General features: G+C 64.5%; 12 protein-coding genes and 3 pseudogenes. 9 read left to right on the plus strand and 6 right to left on the minus strand.

Annotated features, from left to right (window positions below; translation table 11 throughout):
* Positions 1–257: pseudogene (locus ACIPJI_RS36010) on the plus strand (hypothetical protein); the annotation flags it as partial.
* A 7-nt stretch (positions 258–264) separates the two neighbouring features.
* Here the strand turns inward: ACIPJI_RS36010 and ACIPJI_RS36015 are convergent.
* Positions 265–388, minus strand: a pseudogene (locus ACIPJI_RS36015) (IS481 family transposase); the annotation flags it as partial.
* Between the two features lie 500 nt (positions 389–888).
* Between ACIPJI_RS36015 and ACIPJI_RS36020 the strand changes: the two are divergent.
* A complete protein-coding gene (locus ACIPJI_RS36020; protein WP_402251157.1) occupies positions 889–1584 on the plus strand; it encodes an IS5 family transposase in 696 nt (231 codons plus the stop codon).
* Between the two features lie 33 nt (positions 1585–1617).
* Here ACIPJI_RS36020 and ACIPJI_RS36025 read toward each other — a convergent pair whose 3' ends face one another.
* The 3 genes from ACIPJI_RS36025 to ACIPJI_RS36035 all read right to left on the minus strand — a co-directional run bounded on the left by ACIPJI_RS36025 (position 1618) and on the right by ACIPJI_RS36035 (position 4850).
* Positions 1618–2202, minus strand: coding sequence for a hypothetical protein (locus ACIPJI_RS36025; protein WP_402251159.1), 585 nt, complete (start codon positions 2200–2202; stop codon positions 1618–1620).
* A gap of 890 nt (positions 2203–3092) precedes the next feature.
* Positions 3093–4085 (minus strand): RNA-guided endonuclease InsQ/TnpB family protein, encoded by a 993-nt coding sequence (locus ACIPJI_RS36030; RefSeq protein ID WP_402251192.1) that lies wholly within the window; start codon positions 4083–4085, stop codon positions 3093–3095.
* A 219-nt stretch (positions 4086–4304) separates the two neighbouring features.
* Positions 4305–4850: a hypothetical protein gene (locus ACIPJI_RS36035; RefSeq protein WP_402251161.1), complete on the minus strand. Its 546-nt coding sequence runs from the start codon at positions 4848–4850 to the stop codon at positions 4305–4307.
* Positions 4851–5011: 161 nt separating this feature from the next.
* Here ACIPJI_RS36035 and ACIPJI_RS36040 point away from each other — a divergent pair, with 161 nt between their 5' ends.
* Positions 5012–5266, plus strand: a complete 255-nt coding sequence (locus tag ACIPJI_RS36040) for a hypothetical protein (protein WP_402251163.1) — start codon at positions 5012–5014, stop codon at positions 5264–5266.
* Positions 5263–5637 carry a PIN domain-containing protein gene (locus ACIPJI_RS36045; RefSeq protein ID WP_402251165.1) on the plus strand — a complete coding sequence of 125 codons (375 nt, stop codon included), beginning with the start codon at positions 5263–5265 and terminating at the stop codon, positions 5635–5637. Before ACIPJI_RS36040 ends, ACIPJI_RS36045 begins: the two co-directional genes overlap by 4 nt.
* Positions 5638–5805: 168 nt before the next feature.
* Here ACIPJI_RS36045 and ACIPJI_RS36050 read toward each other — a convergent pair.
* Positions 5806–6938 (minus strand): annotated as a pseudogene (locus tag ACIPJI_RS36050) (IS3 family transposase).
* Between the two features lie 353 nt (positions 6939–7291).
* Complete coding sequence (locus ACIPJI_RS36055) at positions 7292–7540, minus strand: hypothetical protein (RefSeq protein ID WP_402251167.1); 249 nt, start codon at positions 7538–7540, stop codon at positions 7292–7294.
* A 294-nt stretch (positions 7541–7834) separates the two neighbouring features.
* Between ACIPJI_RS36055 and ACIPJI_RS36060 the strand changes: the two genes are divergently transcribed.
* From ACIPJI_RS36060 to ACIPJI_RS36080, 5 genes are all read left to right on the plus strand, one after another.
* Positions 7835–8248, plus strand: a complete 414-nt coding sequence (locus tag ACIPJI_RS36060; protein ID WP_402251169.1) for an ATP-binding protein — start codon at positions 7835–7837, stop codon at positions 8246–8248.
* Between the two features lie 618 nt (positions 8249–8866).
* The gene (locus ACIPJI_RS36065) at positions 8867–11776 is read left to right on the plus strand and encodes an AAA family ATPase (RefSeq protein ID WP_402251170.1); all 2910 of its coding nucleotides are present in this window, start codon (positions 8867–8869) and stop codon (positions 11774–11776) included.
* A gap of 274 nt (positions 11777–12050) precedes the next feature.
* Positions 12051–14147, plus strand: a complete 2097-nt coding sequence (locus ACIPJI_RS36070; RefSeq protein WP_402251172.1) for a LuxR C-terminal-related transcriptional regulator — start codon at positions 12051–12053, stop codon at positions 14145–14147.
* A gap of 903 nt (positions 14148–15050) precedes the next feature.
* A complete protein-coding gene (locus tag ACIPJI_RS36075) occupies positions 15051–15968 on the plus strand; it encodes a PfkB family carbohydrate kinase (RefSeq protein WP_402251174.1) in 918 nt (305 codons plus the stop codon).
* A gap of 194 nt (positions 15969–16162) precedes the next feature.
* On the plus strand, positions 16163–16570 hold the full coding sequence (locus ACIPJI_RS36080) for an ATP-binding protein (protein ID WP_402251194.1): 408 nt from the start codon (positions 16163–16165) through the stop codon (positions 16568–16570).
* The last annotated feature ends 120 nt before the right edge of the window (positions 16571–16690 follow it).

Here is a 16690-nt window from a genome sequence, read left to right on the forward strand (position 1 = left end):
ACGTCAGACATCCCGCTCAACACCCCGAGGGCCTCGCCCGTTACACCACCCCCGCCATCACCCAATCAGTGGCCACACTGAACAAGCTCACTGACAGCGAAACGTCGCTGAACAGAGCCCCCGCCCGGCTCCGCCATCCCGTCGAACACGGCGTCGCCTCCCTGAAGACCTGGCACATCTTCCAACACGCACGCTGCAGCCCCACCTGGCTCACGTCAGCAGCCAAAGCAGTCCTCACCCTCGACAGGCACCGCTGAAAAGGCTCACGGTGTAGACGAACGCGGTGCCCAGCAGTGGTCCTCGGTACTTGTTGCGGGGCTGCTGGTGTCGCGGCCCGGTTCCCTCGGCCTTGGACGCGTCCGATGTAGCGCCAGCCACCGCCGTCCGGCGATCAAAACCGGACGCAGATGCTTCTTCCAGCGCAGGTGCACGATCTTTCGGGCCAGCTGCTGTGGTGTTCGGGCAGGACTGCGGTGCCGGGGCACGGGCACATATCAGCAACGGCTCGCCGTAGGTAGATCACGAAGTTTTCTCAACCAGATGGGCAAGGCAGGGAAAAGTAAATATACCCATCGGCCGATGAAGTCGCCCTTTTCGCCCTGTAGCGTCCATCTTCCGGAAAGCACTTCTACTGGCTCTTGTCCGAGGGAGTTCCAGGATGGGGCAAATCCTTCTCGCCCTGCTCATAATTTCCCTAGCGATCTTTTGCATAGTTGTTTCACTGTGGAGCGATGGTGCCTCCTTCGCCGATTTTTTGCGTCGCCCAAGGAAGCGATGAATGGTTCACCCGTCGCCGTCCAGTCACGCGCCGACGCCGCTTCGTCTCAACCGCCTTCATCGCTGCCCACTGGTAACTCCGGTGGTGCCGCCGGATCCAGCCGGTAGGGAATGGCTTCTCAGGACTGTTCTGACCTCCGTGGTGCGCACGTGTCTGCACTCTTGACCTCAGACGCCATCCGCTTATCGATCACGGAGCTGGCCTGCTCGAACAGTGAGCTTGTTCCAGCCTGGCTGGAGGGGCGGGGCGGGCGGCCGGAGGGCTTCTGCCACCGGCAGATGATCGACGCGGTCCGCTATGTGGCCGACAACGGCGTCAAGTGGGCCAACCTGCCCGCGGACTTCCCGCCGTATCGGCGGGTGCATGCTTTCGCCCGCCGCTGGCAGGTCACGGGTCTGCTCGCGGAGCTGCGCGACAAGGTCCGCGAGAAGGAAGGCCGCACGGTGGATCCGACGGCTGCCATCGTGGACTCGCGGTCGGTGCGGGCAGCGGCGAACATCCCGCGCTCCACCTCCGGCTGGGACGGCGGGAAGAAGGTGGGCGGCCGCAAGCGGCACCTGGTGGTGGACTGCCTCGGCCTGGTCCTGGCCGTGGCTGTGACCGCTGCGAGCGTGCAGGACCGCGACGCCGCCGTTCCCCTGCTCGAGCGGCTGCGAAAGATGTACTTCTCCATCCGCCTGGTGTGGGCGGACGGCGGCTATGCCGGGCGCATGGTCGACTGGGCAGCCGAGAAACTCCAGCTCACCCTCGACATCGTCAAACGCAGCGACGACACCACCGGGTTCGTGGTGCTGCCCCGCAGGTGAGTGGTGGAAAGAACGCTGAGCTGGCTGATGCGCTCACGTCGTCTGGCGCGCGACTACGAGACCCTGCCCGCCATGCCCGAAGCCATGGTGCTGTGGTCGATGACCATGCTCATGAGCAGCCGCCTGGCCGGACGCCGCCCCGGTGCTTTCAGCCGGCCGGCACCGCGAGCGCGGTGAACACCCCCGGCCGCACCTGGAGGGCCCACCCCGCTCCACCAGGCGTTTCGCTTTCGACCGCAGCCCTTCGACCTTCGCCGGGACCACCTGAAGCCCCAGGGCCACGGCCAGCTGCTGGCAGCGCATCCCCTCCCGGCCCGCCTCCGACTCCAGCACCGACACGATCCGCTGATAGTCCGGCGCGAGTACCGACGCCGCCATGCCTTCGATCCGGTGCGGCACCGGCGAACCCGCCATCGCGCCCCGCACCGGCTCCGCGACTGCCGAAGACGGCTCGGCCAGCACCTCGGCCACCGTCGCCCGGGCATCCACCAGCCGCTGAAGGGCTCCTTCCGCCTCACCCAGCGCGGCCTGCACCCGCTCGGCCTCCTCCCGCAACCGCGCGATCTCTTCCCGGACCCTCTTCTCCCGGGCCTCCAGCAGACCGAGCACCGACGGCACCAGCCACCTCCACGAGCCAGACGAGCGAACCACGCTCATCTCTCCCGCCACCAACGCCCACCCACCCCGGACCAACGCAACACGTTCGGAAAGCGGATGGCGTCTCAGTCCCTGCCGCATCGGCGACATCACCCGCGCCGCCCTCGTCCTCAACCAAGCCTGGAAATGAACTTCGTTGAGAAAACCTCAATCTCCGCCGAGCCCTTCAGACGTAGCAGCCAGGGCCCCCAGCGCCAGCGATCTCCCGGAAAATTGGACGCAATGACCGCCACATGGCGGATGCATAGTCGCGCACCGCAGGCGCAGTCTCATTGGAAGGGAAGCCACCCAATTCCGACTGTGAGGAGGTTTTCGCACGATGACCGAGACTCGAACGCCTGCCGGTACGCTCCGGGCCGCGTACACCTGCACCTCCCTTGGGCCAGGAGAGCCTGACCGTTGCATGCCGAGGATGGGGGCCGTGAAACCGGAGCTGGGGTATGTACCGTTACGGCCTTTGACTGAGGCGGGAACTGACCACCGCATATGGCCTGATCGCGGATGAGAACGGAATCAGTGTGCTGTTCCGGCTCCCGCCCTGCCGCAAGAATTGCGCGACTTCCATCTGGGTAGGTCGGGAAGGATCGGAAGAACTGGCCATAGCGCGATCGGGAGGAGGACGTTGACATCCTCTCCTCCCTAAAGGTTGGAGATTCTCGTCTGCCTGCCGGTGGTCACCGGTTGGGGCTTCGGGGTGGATTCCCCGTTCGACGGGCGGTGCCTGGCGCGGGATTTCCGCTCCTGGTCTCCGGCCCTCCAGGGGCGTTTAGCCTCTCCGCCTGCCCGGCGGCGAGGATGACACGCGACGCATTGAGGTCACGATCATGCTCAGTACCGCATGCATCGCATCGCTAGGTGCACACCTGCAGCGGCTTCTTCCCGTCCACGACCCAGCACACACGGCAGGTCTGCGACGACGGCAGCCACCGCGACACGACACCCATGTGCCGGCAGTACAGGGCAGCCTTCTCCTCCAGGAGCCGGCGGAACATGCCCCATGCGGCATCGTGGACGGACTTCGCCATGCGAGTACGCGCGAGGCCGCAGACCGCCAGGTCTTCGAGGTAGACCGCTTGGCTGTCGCGGACCAGCCTCGAAACCGTCCGGTGGCACCAGTCCCGGCGCACATCAGCCACCCGGGCGTGCGCCCGCGCGACACGGACCCGGGCCTTGTCCCGGTTCTTCGACCCCTTCGCCTTCCGGCTCAGCGCCTGCTGCGCCTTCCTCGGCTTCCGCTCGGCGCGGCGCAGGAAGCGGGTCCCGTTGGAGAGGACGGCATAGGTGGTCAGACCGAGAGCGATGCCGACCTCGGACTCGGCCGGCGGAAGCTCGCAGGGTTCGACCTCCACGACGAACGAGGCGAAGTACCGGCCGGCCGAGTCCTTGATCACGGTCACCGACGACGGCGCGGACGGCAGCGGCCGGGACCAACAGACCCGCACGTCACCGACCCTCGCCAGGTTCAGCCGACCGTTCTCGCGAAGCCGGAACCCGTTCTTCGAGAACCGGACCGACTTCCGGGTATCTCGCTTCGACTTGAACACCGGCAGCCCGACCTGGCGCCCGCGCCGCTTCCCCGATACCGACGCGAAGAAGTTCGTGTACGCCATATCGAGATCACGGAGAGAGGACTGCAAGGCGTCCACGGCCACCGTGCCGAGCCATGCCCGATCGGGCGTCTCCTTCGCCTCGGTGATCACGCGGCGGGCCAGCTCCCCCGTGGGGATGCGGGACCTGTCCGCCGCGTACCCCGCCTTCCGGACGGCGAGCGCATCGTTGTAGACCACCCGGGCACAGTCGAACGTACGGGCCAGCGCGATGCGCTGACCCGGCGTCGGCTCGATCCGGAAGAACTACCGCAGATGCATGTGATCAACCTCCAGACCGCCACTGACAACGCCGTTCCGCCCTGCCCTGCTCCGCAGGAGCTTCGTTTCCTCCCCCGGGTGAACCTGAGGGTATCCACGAAGGAGTCCCGATGAACCAAGAATCGATAGCGAAGCCTGTAGCGATTGGTGTCTGCCCCAACACAAAAAGCGGGGGGCACGCCTGGTACAGCGAGATCAGGCCCTGCCACCCGGACATGGCCGTACTGGACTGGTGCTGGGCTTGCGGTGCTCCGAAACCGAGGAAGGAGCGGAAAACGTGACGAGTCCGTGCAGCAGCACCAGGAAATCCGGCGTGTGATCCTCAGCGCCGTCGGCGGTGGCAAACCGCAGTCTGAAAGGCTGGGAAAGCGCCTCGTCAACCCCGCCAGTGAAATTCAAGGTCAGCAGCAGACGACCCTCGGCCAGGTCGAACCCATGCATCCGGCCCGTGACCAGGAGGTATCGCAACCCCGGCGGTGCCTCTGCCGAGCCCGCCAGGCGAACAGACGTACCGGCGCCGAAGCCAGCGCGGGAGCCCGCCAGATCCCGGACTGGGCAGATCACCTCAGCCTCAGACGCCTGCCACAATGCGGTCCATCGCCGCCCCCATCCGGAGCCCGTATCCAAACGAGCAGCCGCCTCCGGATCGACGGCGTACGGGGTAACAAGGTCATCCAGGGTGCGGCTGTGCGACCATACCGGCGCCGACTCGACAGCAGCCGTATAAGCGGAAGCCTCCATGCATCCTGCAGAGCCGTAGCAAGCAGCATTCGGTACCACTTCCGCGAAGCTCCCGCAGGTGAGAGACCCCACCGCTACCCTGCGGGCCAGGTGAAGCGCTCAGTCTCACAAGCGGGACCAGGGGCGGACCGGTGTGTTCTACCAGCGGTAGAATCGTCGGCATGAGTAAGCCGACGAGCATCAAGACCAGCGAGGCCGTGCGCGACCGGCTGCGCACCCTGGCCGACGAGCGCGGCACCACTATCACGGAGCTGTTGGAGGAGCTCGCTATCCGCGAGCTCACGGCTGCCGAGCGGGAGCAGCGCGCCCTCGAGGCCGCTTCCGAGCTCGGCATCGAGTACACCGAGCAGGTCGAGCAGGCCGGCCAAGACGCCTGGGCGAAGATCCGCGCCCATCAGGGCAGCGCCGCCGAATGAATCTGACGGCCGTCCTGGACCACACCGCTTTGACCGCCCTCTATCAGGCGGACCCGTTCTTCACCGGCCTGTACATCGAAGCCTCCCGCGGCACCGGTCGCGTCCTCGTTCCGTCGCTGTCCGTTCTCGCTGCCGAGCGTCAGGTTGCAGGAGCGGGCAAGCACGCCGCGTCGCTGCGCTTCGCGGAGAGCGTCCCCTTCAGCACGGCGCACGCCGTGGACGCGATGGACTGGAGAAACGTGGACTGGCCGGTGGCTCACGCGGCAGCGATCGCGTGGCAGGCAGTCAAGGCGGGTGAGCCGCTCACGGTTTTGTCACTTGAGCCCGAGCTGTACGCGGGAACGGGCCTCACCCCGCTGAATCCCGCCTGATCGCGTCGCATCCAGATACCTGCGAGCTCGTAGGAACGGCGGCTGTTTCCACTGGAAACGGCCGCCGACTGCATTCTCAGCGCGCGTTGCGCACGTGCCGTGCGGTGAGCAGCGTCCTCCAGCGGCTGCGGGTGGACACGGTGAACCGCTCCGGGATCGGTGGAGGCTCTATGCGTTGACTCCAGGCGCCGGTCGGGGCTGGTGTTGAGCGTAGTGGTTGGTCTCGTACTCGTGGGGTGGGATGTCCCCGATCGCGCTATGGAGGCGCTGGTGGTTGAACCAGTCGACCCATTCTGCGGTGCCGAGTTCGACGTCGGCGAGGCCGTGTCAGGGCCTGCGGGGTTTGATCAGCTCCGTTTTGTAGAGGCCGATCTGGGACTCCATGAGCGTGTTGTTCAGGGCGTCACCGACGGTGCCGATCGAGGCGTCGATGCCGGCCTCGAGGAGGTGCGCGGTGAACGCGAAAGACGGGTTTTGACTGCCCGCATCCGAATGATGAACCAACCCCGGTTCAACGGGAGTTCCGGACCGGTCGCGGCGCCACAAGGCCATGTCGAGGGCGTAGAGGACGAGCTTGGCCCGCTTGCTGGTGGCGGCGGACCAGCCGACGATTGCTCGGGAGAACACGTCCACGACGAATGCGACGTAGACGACCCCTGACCAGGTGGCGACGTAGGTGAAGTCCGCGACCCATCGCTCGTTCGGACCGGACGCGGTGAAGTCGCGTTGCAGCAGGTCATCAGCCCGCTCCTTGGCGTCGTCCCGGCTTGTGGTGCGGATCTTCTTTCCGCGTCGGGCGCCCTCCAGACCCAGGCCGCGCATCAGCCGGACGACGGTGCACCGGGCCATCGGTATGCCTTCGCGGTGCAACTGCCGCCAAACTTCCGGACCCCGTAGACGCCGAAGTTATCCGTGTGGACGCGGACGATCTGCGTCTTCGGCTCCGCGTCGCGACCGCCAGGGCGCTGGGCGCGCGGTTCTTGGCGGCGTAGTAGGTGCTGGTTGCGATCTTCAGTCCGTGACTGGTCAGGACTCGTCAGATCGGCTCGACTCCGAACACCTGGCGGTGCGCGTCGATGAAGGCTACGAGCGCTTCGACGGCCGGTCGAGCTCGGCCGCGAAGAAAGCCGACTTAGATTCAACCGGTCAGAGCAACACTGCTGGTTGAATCTAAGGATGCCCAACTTCGCGGCGACCGCCTTCATCGCGGCCCACTCGGTCGGATAGTTCAGACGGATCTCCGCAACCATGCGCACCGCACGCTCACGAAGCTCAGCCGGATAGGGGAACGGACGTGCCATGACTCGATCCTCTCAGGGAACCGAGCCTCCATCAGACCCGGAGCGGTTCAACGCCAAGTCGGTCCGCTGTCGAGGGAGTTACGCCGTGCGACAGCAAACGGTAAGTCGAGGGCATGTTCGACGGCCGCGGCGGGGAACGTGCCTTGGTTCGTCAGGGTGGCGCGTACCGCGGTGATCTCCCTGCGAGGTTCAACTTGGGTGCGAAGCCTGACTTCGTGCCAATGTGGTGGATTCCGAGGTCGTCACCGAATACGGCGACGAAGAAGTTGTCCGAGTTCGCGCAGGCTGCGCTTCCATCCGGGAATGACAGCAGCCAGACGCCAAGCAGCCTGGAAGAACTGTCTTCCGGCCGGTCACAGCACGCGGGTGAGCGTCACTACGGCGGCGTGCCGGGTGGTGCCGGCCAGCGCCTCCACCAGGAAGGCGGCCGACGTGCCCATCCCGTCCCAGCTCTCCGGGCTGAGGTCGATCCCGGGGTCGGCGCGGCGCCGGAGGTGGCTGGCGGGCAGTGCTGATCGACACCTGAGAGCAGTCGATGCGGTTCTGGTGGCCAGCGCAGTCGAGCACGCCCAGCCCCCGCTGGCGCTGCATGTGTAAGTCACCTCTACCTCGCCTCGCTGGCCGTATGGGCCACCATCCTGCGAGAAAGCATCCATATGGCGGATATATTGCCCCTGGGAGCGTTGGATCCTGATCACGGAAGGCCAGGTTCGACTGCCGGACAGGCACATGCATCCGGCGACCGCGTACGGCTCTTCCCTTCAGACGGATTAGGCGAACCTCCCCCGGAAGTGATCGTTATGTACGTCGCCGCTTACGACAGCTCCACCGATCGCACTGACAGTGCGGCGGGCCGGCCGGCGCCGTCTTGTTTGGACGGTGACCGCGGTGCCCGTGTGCCAGCCCCGCGTGTCCCCGCCGACGATCATGGCGAGCTGACAGAGATGCTGGAACACCGGCCGGAGGCGGCCTCCGCCGCCCGGCACACCGCTCAGGAAGTGCTGAGTGCCTGGGACCTGAGCTCGGAAACGGCTGATGCGGTGCTGCTGGTGGTCTCCGAGCTGGTGACCAACGCAGTCGAGCATGCCCAGCCCCCGCTGGCGCTGCATCTGCACCGCGAACCCACGGGGAGCCGGGTGTGGGTGGGAGTCACTGACGGCGGCCCGGCCGCCCAGGACGGCACCTGGACCTCCTCCTGCACCGACGACGAACACGGCCGCGGGCTGGCTGTCGTCGATGCTCTTGCCGACGCTCACGGCGCCCGCACCCACACCAGCGGCACGACCCACTGGGCAGCGCTGACCACCTGATGTCTCACATTTTGCCAAGACATCAGGGGTCTTCTTAGGAGATCCACCATTGGGTGGGCTCTGCGTCGATAACGAACAGGGGCGGATCGTGCCAAGAGATACGCGAATCCGGATGACAGTCGGATTGAAAGCGGCCCACAAGGGCAGAAAGAGCAGCTTCGGCACGTTGATCTTTCTTTCTGTTCGGGCAAAGTCTCCCTTCATTTGTGCGGGACTGTCGGGAGCGGAGATGCTTACAGGATGCCGCACGGAGCGCCAGATACGTCGCTTCCACGAACAGCGGGATGAGAGGTCGCAATCCTGGGTCCTCAGGAGGCGGACGCGAAGCCCGGCGGAACCCCCGGGAACACCAGGCATGCGAACTGTTCGTGGAGTCTGGGCAGCGGGCAAGTGATTTAAGGCACAGCTGATCCCTGCTGCTGAAGTGGTGCAGCAGGATTCGACCTTCCGGTTGGGGATACCGTGAATTTGCGCGGCATCCCCTGCAGTTTTTGCCTTCGGAACTCTTGAACGGCCGGTTACTGCGATCGCAGGCGGGTCCCTTCGCACCTCACTGGCGATTGCCGTCGGAGGAGCTCTCTCGATTTTGGTCCTCACAGCGTAGTGGGAATGAGCATAATGACCACATCCTTCCTGGGCAGGTCGAAGGAACTTGAGCGCATATCACGCAGAGCCGTCGAGGCCGCCTCGGGAGTGGGCAATGTCGTCGTTGTCGAAGGCGAAGCGGGTATCGGGAAAACGGCCCTGCTGCGTGTAGCTGCTGGCGAGGCGCATGCCAGAGGTATGCGAGTACTCATGGCGCGTGCACGAGAGCCGGAGCACGATCGACCGCTAGGAGCTGCCCGGCGGATCCTGGCCGGGCGGGGTGATCGGGCTGCGGGGGCGCCAGCTGCTGAGGACTTCACGCCGGTGAGCCGGGACGAAGCTCGGCATCGGATCGTGGATTTGTGTGCCAAAGGTCCGGTGGCTCTCGTTCTCGATGATGCTCACTGGGCAGACACAGACAGTCTGCGGTTCCTGCAGGCCCTCGCGGGATCGGTGTCACGTCTGCCTCTCCTGCTGGTGCTGGCCTACCGGGACACAGGCTCAGACCACGAAGCAGGACATCTGCTGCAGATTCTGTGCCACGAGGCGGATGTGCTGCCGATGTCCCCCCTCGCCGAAGACGTGGTCCGGGATATGGCCGCCGAGCGGCTGGGCTTGGTCCCCGGAACCAGTGTCCTCCGGGCAGCCGCCGATGCCGCCGGCAATCCGCTGTTCATCACCAAGCTCCTCAACGCGCTAATCCGCGAGAATTCGGTGACCCTCAGAGACGGAAAAGCAGAACTGGCAACCGAAGCGCTTCCCCGCTCACTCGACGAAGAACTAATGCGCTGTGTGAGCTGGCTGCCCGCATCCCTGCTGCAGCTGTTGCGTCTTGCCGCTGCAATCGATCCGACAGCCGTGGCTACGGGGGAACTTGCCGCGGTCAGCGGCCGCCCACAGCATGAAGTCGCAGCACTCGTCCACCGAGCCAGCGCACTGAAGATCCTGACGGACGGTTCACGTCCTGCCTTCAGACATCCGCTTCTGGCGAGAGCGTGCTACCGCAGCCTTCCGCCTGCCCTGCGACCTGCCTTGCATCTCGACATCGCCGTGGCCCTCGCCGAGACAGCCGCACATCCGCAGCGAGTCGCCCACCACCTGGCGCTGGCGCCTCCCACGGCGCATCCCAAAGTGATCACCTGGCTGATGGACCACAGTCCTAGCTTGATGCAGCAGTCACCCAGAATGGCCGCGAAGGTGCTGCAGAGCACCTTGGGGTGTATCCGCAGCAATGATCCCGGGCAGGAACCTCTCCGGCTGTACCTGGCGCAGGCACAGTTGCGGTCGGCCGTTCTCGTGCCGGCTCGGGAACAGGCCCGAGAAGCGCTGGCGAGTATCTGCAACAGCCCACTTGAAGGGGCTTTCCGCTGGGTGCTTGCGTACGCATGGCACCTGACTGGCAGGCCCGAAATTGCCCTTCGTGAAGCCGAAGCGGCCACGCACTGTGGACAGGTATGTCCTGAGGAGATCGTCCGCTTCAAGGCGCTTGCTTCAGTGGCCATGCTCAGCATCGACCTCGAGCGTGCGGAAAGAATGGCCTGTGAAACGATTGACACTGCACAGCGGCTCCGCGTCCACACCCCAGCTGACGCCTGGTATGCACTGGCCGCGGTCCGCTATGAGCGCTGGCAGACCGCAGACGCGCTCAAACTGGTCCAGGGCGCACTTTTGACCGCGTCGACGCAAGAGGACGCCGCTGATGTCGTGCTCCGGCTCCATGTACTCAAGGCCTACTGTCTGCTGCAACATGGTGAGATCACTCAAGCGGAGAGGGCTATCGAGGACGGTCGACGTATGGTTGGTCAATTCTGCGTCACCGAGCTGCCGCTGTCGGAGTTGGCAGGGGCGCTCACCCTCTTCGCCCAGGGGCGGTGGGAGGAAGCGCTAACGCTTACTGAAAGCGGGCTCTCCAAGGACTGCCCTGACGACATATGGACGTCGGCAGCCCTGCGAAGTCTGGCCGCTGTCATCCATGTCCGCCGTGGTGCCTTGACCGTCGCCAAATCTCATCTGGCTCGTATCACGCCCCGTAGCCACATCTCTCCCTGCTATGCCTTCTTGACCTTGTGGTCCCGCTGCCTTGTCGATGTCGCCGACGGGGCGCCGGAGCGCGCAGTCAACAGGTTTCTTGCCGAGACCCGATCCCCCTTCGGCGGCCCAGTTCGACTGCTCGCTCCCCGGCTCGTGTGTCTGGCAAACAGCTTCGGCCACACCCGCCTCGCCCAGGAACTGGCTGACGACCTGGCAGCCACCGCGACCAAGTTCCCATCAGCCGAGGTGCTTGCTATCGCAACGCACTGCCGTGGTCTGCTCACCAACGATGTGGCAATGATGGCCGAAGCCAGCCACTTCTACGCCCAGTTGCCCTGGCTTCCGTTCCGTGCCTCCTACCACGAAGACATGGCAGCAGTTCTGGCTCGTGCTGGCCGTTTGGAAGAAGCGCGCAGGACCCTCTACCGAGCGCTGGACATTTACGACGCCATGGGAGCGTCATGGGACGCCGTGAGAGCAACGTCGCGGCTGCGAGAGCTGGGCGTGCGAAACGGCTATCGCGGCCGCCGTGGACGGCCTTCCAACGGCTGGCAGAGCCTCACTGAGACCGAACTGACTGTGGCAGAACTGGTCGCCCAAGGGTTGTCCAATCCCGAAGTGGCTGCCCGCCTCTTTGTTTCCCGGCGCACAATCCAGACCCATGTATCCAGTATTTTCTCGAAACTCGGGCTGACTTCCAGGGTCGAACTGGCCGCCTTCGTGATCCGCCGAGGAACGGCGTTGCGCAGCGCACCGCCCGGGGCGTGGGCACGGGACGACACGGCGCCTGGACTACTCCTTGGGGAGGGCAAAGCCCTCGGGCCGACACCCGAGATCCTGCCCCCCCGGGACTATGTTCCGGACCCCACCGTCCCCGCCCAGCGTCTCAACGGCCAGACAAGGCAGACCTGATGGCCACTGTATTCAAACCGCCTGCCCGAGAAAATCACGCGTTCAGTGCGAACAAAGACACCGCTGGTCAGGAAGAGCCGGGGGTGCCACACAACAGCTTCAGTCGATCTACAACGCCGGCAGCAGCGCGAGGCCGACGGCCCGCCGCTAGAACAATGACACGCCATCACTACAGCCCCAGCGCGCGGCCCATTGACTGGAGCCCACGTGCTCTCGTCACGGCCATCCAGCCGCGGGTTCGGCGCAAGTGTATACGCCCAGCGAGGAGCTCAGCATGAACCTGCATCACTTCGGGGACGACGCAACTACCCTGCCGGCGCAGGTTCCTGTCAACGACCTCCAAGGCCGCCAGGACACTTCACGACACTGCTCTGCGATGCTGCGCACCGCTGCCCTCTTCAGCTACAGCTTCTCCGTGAACGACTTGGCCGCGGCAACGGGACAACCGGTGATCGAACTGGCCATGCCGCTGCAGGAAGCGCTGGATCAAAACATCCTCGTCGAACACCTCGAGCGATTGGCTTTCCGACACCGCCAGACCAAGGAAGCCATCTACCGAGAAATCGCCACTCCCCCCCAGGCACACCTGAGCGCCGCGATGGCCCTCTCCCGTCATGGCGCTGCCCTGGAACGCGTCGGAGAACAGCTGCTACGGGCCCGACAAGCTTGGCAGGACACTGCGACGCAATGGGTGGTGCGCAACGCAGAAGCACTGGCATCCCGAGAACCTGACATGGCCGTTTCCCTGATCAGACATGTGCTGCACACACCAACCGCACTTCCCCTGAGCGATAACCAAACCGACCAACTTCGAGTGCTGATGACGGCCAGCCAGTTCTCCGCCGGAGCCATCGACCACGTGCTCGACCAAGCACCCAAACTTCTCTGCCGCCTTAAGGACCCCCACCTGAGGCGTCAGCTACTTTCGCTTCTCGTCAAGGCCGATCTGAGTACGGGGCGTCCCGACCAGGCGCTTGCCCGAGTGCAGAGCATCATGGAAGAGAGCGCAATCCCTGAGGCAGACTGCTATCTGCAAGGCCTCCAAATCGCGTCACTGACTTGCCTCGGGGAGACCGACCAAGCCGCAGATGCTGCAGCCACCGTGCTCACTCAGCGCGGTGCGGGCCCGGAAGCGCAGATGCATGCCCACACCGCTCTGTCGGTGGCACGGTACGTGCAGGGGCAGGCTGAAGGAGCGCTGTATGCAGCCAACGAAGGCATCATGCGCATCACAGGACCAACCACGGATCCGGGCGACCTGTGCCGGCTGCACCTTATCCGGAGCAGTTGTCTCACGACACTGGACAAGACCTCGGACGCAAGACGCGCCCTCGCTACAGCACAACACCTCGCCCAGAATGCCGAGACTCACCTCACCGCGTGTCACGCCGCCCGCGCGAGATTCCTCTACCTTGCCGGCGAGTGGGACACGGCAATGACCGAGATCGAAGAGGGACTGCAGGTCCAAGACAACCTCGGGATGCACCCCATTCTGCACAGCTTGGCAGCTCTGATCCTTACTCACCGTGGGAAGTTGCCACAAGCAGAGGGACGGCTGGACCTTGCCGCTGTCCCTCCAGGCACAGCTTCAGTGGCTACCTACCTCGAGGACATCCCTCCCTGGGCGCACAGTACCGTGGACCAGGCTCGGCACCGGTTCGCCCAGGCTTTCGCCCGCATGGCGGACGGGTGGCGCAACGGGTTCGGGCCGTACGTGGGCCAAGGGCTTGTCCACCAGGCAGTCGATCTCGTGAGGGCTGCCGTGCATCTGAACGAGCGAGCCCTCGCAGAGCAGGTCACATCCAGACTGGAGCGGATCGACCCGTTGGCTTACCCGCTCTTCTACAGTGCCACGGCGGCTCACTGCCGCGGACTCCTCAATGCCGATCCACACATCCTCCAATCCGCTGCCGCCTACTACCGGGTCGCTCCCCGGCCACTGGCCCGTGCGCGCTGCTACGAGGACACAGCGGTTGTGCTGACCGAGGCGGGACGTTTCACGGAGGCCCGCGCCCAGATAGCCCAGGCGCTCGAGCTGTACACCGATCTCAACGCAGCGGGATGCACGGCCCAAGCTCGGCGCAGACTGAACGATGTCGGGCTGACCCGACTGACATCGCAACGACGGTCGAAACGGGGGTGGGACTCACTGACCCCCGCCGAGTGCAAGGTCGCTGACAAGATTGGGCAAGGCTTGTCCAACCCGGCTATCGCCAATGCACTGTTTGTGACCCGGGGCACTGTACACATTCATGTCTCCAACATCCTCAAGAAGCTCGAACTCACCTCCCGTGTTGAACTCGCTGCTGCACTCGCGCGAAGGGAACACCGGCGCGACACGTCACTGGGAGCCAAGTCAGCGTCCAGTTAGCCGCGAGGATCGCCATGACGGTACCGAGGCACCGCATCTCCGCGGTCTCTCTGTCCACGTCGTCTGACGGATCAGGGACTGCGCTGCCGGATGGCGGCACCTGGTCACTGGGCGGTTTGAAGATACTTGCAGAGTGGATCGGTAAACCTCCCACCGATGCTGGCAGGAGCTCGGAGAACGGAGACATCCACCCACCCCGGTGAACATGTCACAGCGGGGGTGCCGCAACTGAGCGGCAGGAGAGCCACATTGGCCATCGGCAGGTGTTCTCCCAGCCAAGTTCCGCCCGCCCGGGGCCGCCCCTACTCGGGAACCAGAAGACACAGCATGAACTGGACGTGCTGTCACGCGGATCCATCTGCCCGCAAGCCACCTATCAGCCCATCACTCCGACTGCGTCGCATGACCAGGATGTGAGGCGCATACGTGGGGAACGCCTTTGCCATCAGCCCAAAAATGCATGTCCTCGCAGGACGGATTGGAACAGCTGAGGATCCTGCCTCACGTCACTGGGTTCCAAGCGCAGTCGCCCCGCCCCGCAGACGGCGGACCATGGGACGGCTAGGCCTCCAAGTAGCGATTGCCACGATCCAGCGGAATCAAGACCACCGGATCCAGGGCCACATTCCTGCAAGACAGTAACCATATGGCGGATACTGAACCTTGACGGACGCTGCATCCTCGTCAGGGAAGGGTCACTTCCCGACTGCCGGCAGACGCATACAACCGGCTACGACTCTCGCCGGCATCCTTAGCGAACGCCACTTCAGCCCGAGAAGGAACGCAACGGTGGCACGTGTGTGGCATCCATTCCTGCTCTAACGGCATCCAAACCTCTAGAGGCCACCGCATTTTCCACAGAACAACTAACAGGTTCCGCTTCCCACCAACCGGAGGTCATCGGTGAGAGCAGCAATCCTCGGCGAGACGCTGGTCGATCTGGTCTGGACAGTCGATTCGGGCCGCGTCGAAGCCAAGTCAGGCGGCAGCCCTGTCAATGTGGCGCGCGCCCTCGCCAGGCTCGGCCGACCCGTCACACTCGTTACGTGCTGGGGTGATGACCCTGCGGGAGAGGTGCTCCAGAAGCACCTTGCTGCCTCAGAGTTGGACGTCATACGTGCCAAGAGCGACTGTGCCCGGACCATGGTTGCCCTCACCTATGCACCCAACCGGATCGGTGGTGCCCAGTGCCAGATCATGCCGGCATGGGACCCCCTGGAGCTTCCGCTCGATCAGGACATAGACCTGCTGCACACCGGTTCTTTGGCCGGCGTACTCGATCCCGGCGCCACACGAGTCCTCGAAGCCTGCTGGCGCATGAGCACGCGGCCCGGCACGGCCGTGTCAGTGGACCTCAATGTCCGTCCTGCGGCCCTGCCGAGCCGGAATGCTTATCGTGACGCCGCGGCGCGTCTGGCTCTGCTGGCCGACGTGGTGAAGGCAAGTGACGAGGATCTGCAATGGCTGTTCCCTGAGGAACAGCCTCTCGCGTCGGCGCGAGGGCTTCTCGATCTGGGGCCCCAGCTGGTGATCGTGACCCATGGGGCTGAAGGCGCTTCCGCCGTAACAACTGAACACGAAGTGCACGTGAAGGCCCCTGAGGCAGCAGTAGTTGACCCCACTGGTGCGGGAGAGGCATTTCAGGCATGCCTTCTAGACATCCTCCTGGGCGGAGAGGCGCGCACGCATATACGCATACCCACCGCTTTCACCGCCCTCCAGGAAATGCTGCGGCGATGCGTAGCGGCAGCGGCAGCCGCGTGCGCACGGAGCGGAACCTACGCCCCCACCCGGGAGGAGATCGACGTCCTACTCCGCTAGCCGCCGCCCTCTGGCGGTCTTGATCCCTACATTGCTGGAAGCGAGGACCACATCAGCCTTTGGAGGTGACGTCAGTGTTGGACAAGACTGACAGTGGATCGGGAGGAACGAACCCAGCCCAGGGGGGAGATGGCAGCGCTCCGCCCAGTGCAGTGGGCGTCGAGAAAGCACACATTCCCATAACCCGCCGGGCCGTGCTTGCCCTGCCAGCAGAAGGCTGTTACGTAGCCACCGTGCGAGGGTTCACGAGAAGAACTCTCATGAATTGGAAGCTCGATGAATCCTATTCTGTAGTGCTCGTCATTGACGAACTTGCCACCAACGCTGTTCAGCATGGAGGGTCCGACATGATTCTGGGTATGAGCCTCGTCGGACCGCATCTACGAATTGAACTCATCGACTACAACATCCAGCCACTTGAACCTGCCGAGGAGTATCCCGATTCTCCAGATGAACACGGACGAGGCCTAGGCATTGTTCGGCACCTGACAGAGCGCTTCGGGATGGTCGCCGAGACAGGCCAGACTCGCGTGTACGCCGTCATACAGGTAGGCGCCACCGACGGCGACAATGGAAAGTGTGCCCCTCTCCGTGCGGGATAGGAGGCACGCATTCGCACTGCCGCGGCATCCCGCAGGGTGGCATGCAAGGCAATTCATGCCAGAGCCTGGCAATGGCATGTCCTCGTCCATTCAAGCTTCTTTATATGCCAGATGGCGGAC

This window comes from Streptomyces sp. NPDC086835, assembly GCF_044745705.1.
In the GTDB taxonomy this organism is placed as follows: Bacteria; Actinomycetota; Actinomycetes; order Streptomycetales; family Streptomycetaceae; genus Streptomyces.